Origin of the sequence: Streptomyces sp. NPDC007157 (assembly GCF_040634235.1) — a bacterium.
Taxonomy (GTDB): Bacteria; Actinomycetota; Actinomycetes; order Streptomycetales; family Streptomycetaceae; genus Streptomyces.
In genome coordinates this window covers 283,356-289,691 of sequence record NZ_JBEYFE010000005.1, presented here as the reverse complement: position 1 = coordinate 289,691, position 6,336 = coordinate 283,356, and the positions used below count along the sequence as shown (strand labels likewise).

6 protein-coding genes are annotated in these 6,336 nt (G+C 68.7%); 1 reads left to right on the top strand and 5 read right to left on the bottom strand.

Annotation, left to right across the window (positions count from 1 at the left end; all coding sequences use genetic code 11):
- Positions 1 to 114 precede the first annotated feature (114 nt).
- Positions 115 to 1,500: a serine hydrolase domain-containing protein gene (locus ABZ642_RS11495; RefSeq protein WP_360480852.1), complete on the bottom strand. Its 1,386-nt coding sequence runs from the start codon at positions 1,498 to 1,500 to the stop codon at positions 115 to 117.
- Between the two features lie 55 nt (positions 1,501 to 1,555).
- Positions 1,556 to 3,031: a replicative DNA helicase gene (gene dnaB, locus ABZ642_RS11490; RefSeq protein WP_360480849.1), complete on the bottom strand. Its 1,476-nt coding sequence runs from the start codon at positions 3,029 to 3,031 to the stop codon at positions 1,556 to 1,558.
- 460 nt (positions 3,032 to 3,491) lie between these two features.
- Between dnaB and ABZ642_RS11485 the strand changes: the two genes are divergently transcribed.
- Positions 3,492 to 4,829, top strand: coding sequence for an MATE family efflux transporter (locus tag ABZ642_RS11485; RefSeq protein ID WP_360480846.1), 1,338 nt, complete (start codon positions 3,492 to 3,494; stop codon positions 4,827 to 4,829).
- A 154-nt stretch (positions 4,830 to 4,983) separates the two neighbouring features.
- Here ABZ642_RS11485 and rplI read toward each other — a convergent pair whose 3' ends face one another.
- From rplI to ABZ642_RS11470, 3 genes are read right to left on the bottom strand one after another with little or no spacing between them, the layout of a single operon-like run.
- Entirely contained in the window at positions 4,984 to 5,430 is a 447-nt protein-coding gene (gene rplI, locus ABZ642_RS11480; protein ID WP_351695817.1) for a 50S ribosomal protein L9, read from the bottom strand.
- 18 nt (positions 5,431 to 5,448) lie between these two features.
- A complete protein-coding gene (rpsR, locus tag ABZ642_RS11475; RefSeq protein WP_006381652.1) occupies positions 5,449 to 5,685 on the bottom strand; it encodes a 30S ribosomal protein S18 in 237 nt (78 codons plus the stop codon).
- A 48-nt stretch (positions 5,686 to 5,733) separates the two neighbouring features.
- Positions 5,734 to 6,327, bottom strand: a complete 594-nt coding sequence (locus tag ABZ642_RS11470) for a single-stranded DNA-binding protein (RefSeq protein ID WP_360480843.1) — start codon at positions 6,325 to 6,327, stop codon at positions 5,734 to 5,736.
- Positions 6,328 to 6,336: the final 9 nt, after the last annotated feature.

The following is a 6,336-nucleotide window of genomic DNA, read 5'->3' as shown; positions in this document are numbered from 1 at the left end:
TTTCCCGGGGCCCCCCGGTGTTATAATTTTTGGTTGTTCCACCGGCGCCCCCGCTCCCCCCCCCGGGGGGGGGGGGGTTTTTTTTACCCCAAAACCCCCCCCCCCCCGGCTCGTCTAGCCGATCCCCCGCCACCCATCGGGGTCCACTCCACCGGGGACGTCAGCCGTCTCCTCGTACGGCTGACGGGTGAAGACGAACGAACCGAGGTCCAGGTGGCTCACAGCACCGTCCGGCCGCCGTACGGGCCGTAGAAGCTCTCCGGCGTAGTAGCCCTCAAGGCCGGTCCAGGTACCGTCACCATTGGCCCGGAAGCGAGCACGGCGGCCGGTGCCCGACAGCGGCCCCAGCGAGACCAGTCCGTCGGCCGTCACCCGCAGCGCGAAGGGGTGCGTACCCCAGTACCACTGGCCCGCCAGCTCCAGAACAGACGGCTCGACCTGGGCCAGGGGCCGCCATGGCTCGGGAATGCGCGGCTCGGCCTCCGCGACGATGCGGACGAGGTCGGCGCCGACGGCGGACAGCAGCGGGCCCGAGGTGCAGTTCGCGAGCACCACGGCCGCCACGTCCTCGTCCACGCTGAGGGTGAGACTGGCCAGAAAACCGGGCAGCGAGCCGGAGTGCCCGATCAGCAGCCGGCCGTCGCGGCGCTGGACCTGAAGACCGAGTCCGTAGGTGGCGCCGTCCAGCACATCGGCGGGCTCGGCAGGAGCCGCCGGAATGCGCATCTCCCGTACGGACTCCGCGCTCAGGACCCGGTTGTCGCCGGCCGCCAGGAACACGGCGAAGCGGGCCAGGTCATCGGTTGTCGACCAGAGCTGTCCTGCCGGCGCCATCCGGCCGAGGTCCTCCAGCGGCTCCGGGAGCATCGCGTCGGCCCAGGGATGCACCGCCCAGCCGCCCGCGTGCGGCGCCTGCGGTTGGGTGCTCGTACGGTCGAGGCCCAGCGGTTCGAGCACCTCCCGCCGGAGCACCTCCTCCCAGGGCGCACCGCGGAGTTCCTCGACCAGGGCGCCGAGAAGGGTGTAGCCGGGGTTGGAGTAGTGGTGCCGGCGGCCGACGGGGTGCAGGAGGGGCTGCTCGCCGAGGACATCACTCAGCTCCGGACGCAGCGAGCCCGGAGTGCGCTCCCACCAGGGTGCGGGCGACTCGGCCGCCAACCCGCCCGTGTGCGCGAGGAGCTCGGCGATCGTCGCCTCCCCCGCGCCGGTGCCCGGCAGATGCTTCTCCAGTGGATCGCCGAGATCGAGCAGCCCTTCGTCGCGCAGCCGGAGCACCAGAACGGCCGTGAACGTCTTGGTGATCGAGCCGATTCGGTACTGCACGTTCTCGTCCGGCCCGTGCCCCTCCACCGAGGTTCGCGCCCCGTGCCAGACGGCCCGCCCGCCGCGTACGACCGCTGCCACCAGCGACGGCGCCCGTCCCTCGGACTGGGCGACCGCGATCCGGTGCAGCAGCGCCCGCCGGGTGGCGGGCAGCAGCTCTTCCTGAAATGTCGTCATGCGCCCAGTCCACCCGGTGGACGGACCCGCGTCGAGTTCATTTCAGTGGTGCGGATCAGGTCTGTGCCATGTCCACGAAGCGGGAGTAGTGACCCTGGAAGGCGACGGTGATCGTCGCGGTCGGGCCGTTTCGGTGCTTGCCGACGATGATGTCCGCCTCGCCCGCGCGCGGTGACTCCTTCTCGTAGGCGTCCTCGCGGTGGAGCAGGATGACCATGTCGGCGTCCTGCTCGATGGAGCCGGACTCACGCAGGTCGGACACCATCGGCTTCTTGTCCGTGCGCTGCTCGGGACCTCGGTTCAGCTGCGAGAGGGCGATCACCGGGACCTCCAGTTCCTTGGCCAGCAGCTTGAGGTTTCGGGACATGTCCGAGACCTCCTGCTGACGGCTCTCGGAGCGCTTGGACCCGGACTGCATCAGCTGCAGATAGTCGATGATCACGAGCTTGATGTCGTTGCGCTGCTTGAGCCGTCGGCATTTGGCGCGGATCTCCATCATCGACAGGTTCGGAGAGTCGTCGATGTAGAGCGGGGCGGCCGAGACGTCCGGCATCCGGCGGGCGAGCCGGGTCCAGTCCTCGTCGGTCATCGTGCCGGAGCGCATGTGGTGCAGGGCGACCCGGGCCTCGGCGGACAGCAGACGCATCGCGATTTCGTTGCGGCCCATTTCGAGGGAGAAGATGACGCTGGGCAGGTTGTTCTTGATCGACGCGGCCCGGGCGAAGTCCAGCGCGAGGGTGGACTTACCCATGGCGGGCCGGGCGGCGATGACGATCATCTGGCCCGGGTGCAGGCCGTTGGTGAGCGAGTCCAGGTCCGTGAAGCCGGTGGGCACACCGGTCATCTCCCCGGTGCGGGAGCCGATCGCCTCGATCTCGTCGAGGGCGCCCTCCATGATGTCGCCGAGCGGCAGGTAGTCCTCGCTGGTCCGCTGCTCGGTGACCGCGTAGATCTCCGCCTGGGCGCTGTTGACGATCTCGTCGACGTCGCCGTCGGCCGCGTATCCCATCTGCGTGATACGTGTCCCGGCCTCGACGAGACGGCGTAGCACGGCCCGCTCGTGGACGATCTCCGCGTAGTACTCGGCGTTCGCCGCCGTCGGCACCGTCTGGACGAGGGTGTGCAGATAGGAGGCCCCGCCGACCTTGTTGATCTCGCCGCGCTTGGTGAGCTCGGCGGCGATGGTGATGGGGTCGGCCGGCTCGCCCTTGGCGTAGATGTCGAGGATCGCCTGGTAGATCGTCTCGTGGGCGGGCTTGTAGAAGTCGTGGCCCTTGAGGATCTCGACGACGTCGGCGATGGCGTCCTTGGACAGCAGCATGCCGCCGAGCACGGACTGCTCGGCGTCAAGGTCCTGCGGGGGGACCCGTTCGAAGGTGGTACCTCCGCCGTCCCAGTCGCCGCTGTCCCGGCCGCGATCGTGCCGGTCGTCCCGGCCTCGGCCGCCCTCGCCGCGTCCACGGGAGGCGGGCAGACGATCACTGGGACCGGCCTCGGCCCACGGATCGTCCAAGGGCTCGGAAATGCTCACCGAGCCACCTCCTCCCGTCCGCCCGGCGGACCTCGCCGTGGCCTCATTTCTACGGCACGGCACTGACAAACCAAGGCGCCCCATTCCGGTTCCGGGCACGTCGGTTTTGTGAGGTTTCCGAGGCCATAAGGAGGAGCGGGCGCCGGACCACGGTAGGCCCGCGGGCACCGTCAGCCAATCTGGTTATCCACAGGCCATGTGGACGACGGCCCGTATGCTGTGGAGAACCCCCCAAAACCTGTGCACGACGCGGTGGACAGCCCTGTGAACAAGCCCTCGATCTCTCTCCTCAATCGGCTCTGACCTGCACCTTTCCCGTCCACCGGCTGTGCAGAAGAAAAACTTTCCCAGTCGGATCAAGATCGCTCCGAACGATACGCGAAAGCATGGCCCGCACAAGCTTCAGTAAGGGTCAGTATGCAATTGCATCTCTTACCTGTGGACGATTAGATTAGTGCCCATGTCACAGGCTCCCGCGATCCCCGAGGCCACCCGACGGCGGCACGACCGAGAGATCGTCGCACTGGCCGTCCCGGCCTTCGGCGCACTCGTCGCCGAGCCGCTTTTCGTCATGGCCGACAGCGCGATCGTCGGCCATCTCGGCACCGCACAGCTCGCCGGTCTAGGCATCGCCTCGGCGCTCCTCACCACCGCCGTGAGCGTCTTCGTCTTTCTGGCCTACGCCACCACGGCGGCCGTCGCCCGCAGGGTCGGGGCCGGCGATCTCCAGGCTGCCATCCGTCAGGGCATGGACGGTATCTGGCTGGCACTGCTGCTCGGTGTCGGCGTCATCGCCGTCACTCTGCCCCTGGCACCCGGCATCGTGGACATCTTCGGAGCCTCGGCCACCGCGGCACCCTACGCGACGACCTACCTCAGGATCTCCTCGCTGGGTATCCCGGCCATGTTGATGGTGCTCGCCGCCACCGGCATCCTGCGTGGCCTCCAGGACACCCGAACCCCGTTGTACGTCGCCGTCGCGGGCTTCGTCGCCAACGCCGGACTGAACGCCGGGCTCGTCTACGGCGCCGGACTGGGTATCGCAGGCTCTGCCTGGGGCACCGTCATCGCTCAGTGCGGAATGGCGACCGTCTATCTGACGGTCGTCGTGCGGGGAGCCCGCAGGCACGGAGCGTCCCTTCGCCCGGACGCCGCCGGGATACGGGCCTCGGCACAGGCCGGTGCGCCTCTGCTCGTCCGGACGCTCTCGTTGCGGGCCATCCTCATGATCGCCACGGCCGTGGCCGCCCGGCTGGGCGATGCCGACATCGCCGCCCACCAGATCGTGCTGTCGCTGTGGAGCCTGCTGGCCTTCGCTCTGGACGCGATAGCGATCGCCGGGCAGGCCATCATCGGCCGCTATCTCGGGGCGGGCGACACCGTCGGCGCCCGTGAGGCCTGTAGGCGCATGGTCCAGTGGGGCGTCGCCACCGGGGTCGTCCTGGGCCTGCTGGTGGTGGCTGCCCGACCGCTCTTCCTGCCGCTGTTCACCAGCGATCCGACCGTGAAGGACATCGCACTGCCCGCGCTGCTCATCGTGGCGCTCTCCCAGCCGATCTCCGGCGTGGTCTTCGTCCTCGACGGCGTTCTGATGGGCGCGGGAGACGGGTCGTATCTCGCCGGGGCCATGGTCGTGACCCTCGCAGTCTTCACCCCGGTGGCGCTCCTGGTCCCCGCCTTCGACGGCGGGCTCACAGTGCTCTGGGGAGCCATGACCCTGATGATGGCCACACGGATGCTGACCCTTTGGCTGCGTACCCGCTCGGGCCGCTGGATCGTGACCGGCGCAACGCGCTGACCGCCGCCGTCCCCGGGTGTTTCACGTGAAACACCGTGAGCCGCCATGTTTCACGTGAAACACCCGCCGAACCACCGCATCGATGGCAAACCAAAGGGGGCCGCACCCTGACGGGTACGGCCCCCTTCAGCTACTGCTCAATGCGAGCGCAGCGTCAGGCCGCGACAACCTCGATGTTGACCTTGGCGGCAACCTCGGGGTGCAGACGCACGAACGTCTCGTGGGCGCCCAGCGTCTTGATCGGCGCGCCCAGCTCGATGCGGCGCTTGTCGACCTCGGGGCCACCGGAAGCCTTGATCGCCGAGGCGACGTCGGCCGGGGTGACGGAACCGAAGAGACGACCGGCGTCGCCGGAGCGAACGGCCAGACGGACCTTGACACCCTCGAGCTGGGCCTTCACGGAGTTGGCCTGCTCGATGGTCTGGATCTCGTGGATCTTGCGAGCACGACGGATCTGCTCGACGTCCTTCTCGCCACCCTTGGTCCAGCGGATAGCGAACTTCCGCGGGATCAGGTAGTTGCGAGCGTAGCCGTCCTTGACGTCGACGACGTCGCCGGCGGCACCGAGGCCAGAGACCTCGTGGGTGAGGATGATCTTCATGTGTCGGTCACCCTTCCCTTATCGCGCGGTGGACGTGTAGGGCAGCAGCGCCATCTCACGGCTGTTCTTGACGGCCGTGGCGACGTCACGCTGGTGCTGCGTGCAGTTGCCGGTCACGCGGCGGGCACGGATCTTGCCGCGGTCGGAAATGAACTTCCGCAGCATGTTCGTGTCCTTGTAGTCCACGTACTGGACCTTGTCCTTGCAGAACGCGCAGACCTTCTTCTTAGGCTTGCGCACAGGCGGCTTCGCCATGGTGTTTCTCCTGTGTGATCAAGAAGTGGGGATGCGAGCCCGTTGCCCTTAGAAGGGGGGCTCGTCCGAGTAGCCGCCGCCACCGCCGCTGCCGCCGGAGCCGCCGCCCCAACCGCCGCCACCCTGGTTGCCGCCGCCGGCGGGAGCGCCGGAGGCCCAGGGGTCGTCGTTGGGAGCGCCGCCCTGCTGGCCGCCGCCGGAGCCGCCGCCCCAGCTGCCGCCACCCTGGCCGCCACCGCCGCCGAAACCGCCGCCCTGGCCACCGCGGCCGCCACCACCGGCGGTCTTGGTGACCTTGGCCGTGGCGCTCCGCAGGCTGGCGCCGACTTCCTCGACGTCCAGCTCGTAGACCGTGCGCTTGACACCCTCACGGTCCTCGTAGGACCGCTGCTTCAGCCGGCCCTGCACGATGACGCGCATGCCTCGCTGGAGCGACTCGGCGACGTTCTCCGCCGCCTGACGCCAGACCGAGCAGGTCAGAAAGAGGCTTTCGCCGTCCTTCCACTCGTTCGTCTGGCGGTCGAAGGTGCGGGGAGTGGACGCGACGCGGAACTTCGCGACCGCCGCACCGGACGGGGTGAAGCGCAGCTCGGGGTCATCGACAAGATTGCCGACGACCGTGATGACGGTCTCGCCTGCCATGGGGGAACC

What these genes read in the sequence shown, in the direction of transcription:
- ABZ642_RS11495 (WP_360480852.1), bottom strand. Translation starts at nt 1,500, where the DNA reads ATGACGACATTTCAGGAAGAGCTGCTGCCCGCCACCCGGCGGGCGCTG.
- rpsR (WP_006381652.1), bottom strand. Translation starts at nt 5,685, where the DNA reads ATGGCGAAGCCGCCTGTGCGCAAGCCTAAGAAGAAGGTCTGCGCGTTC.
- rplI (WP_351695817.1), bottom strand. Translation starts at nt 5,430, where the DNA reads ATGAAGATCATCCTCACCCACGAGGTCTCTGGCCTCGGTGCCGCCGGC.
- ABZ642_RS11470 (WP_360480843.1), bottom strand. Translation starts at nt 6,327, where the DNA reads ATGGCAGGCGAGACCGTCATCACGGTCGTCGGCAATCTTGTCGATGAC.
- ABZ642_RS11485 (WP_360480846.1), top strand. Translation starts at nt 3,492, where the DNA reads ATGTCACAGGCTCCCGCGATCCCCGAGGCCACCCGACGGCGGCACGAC.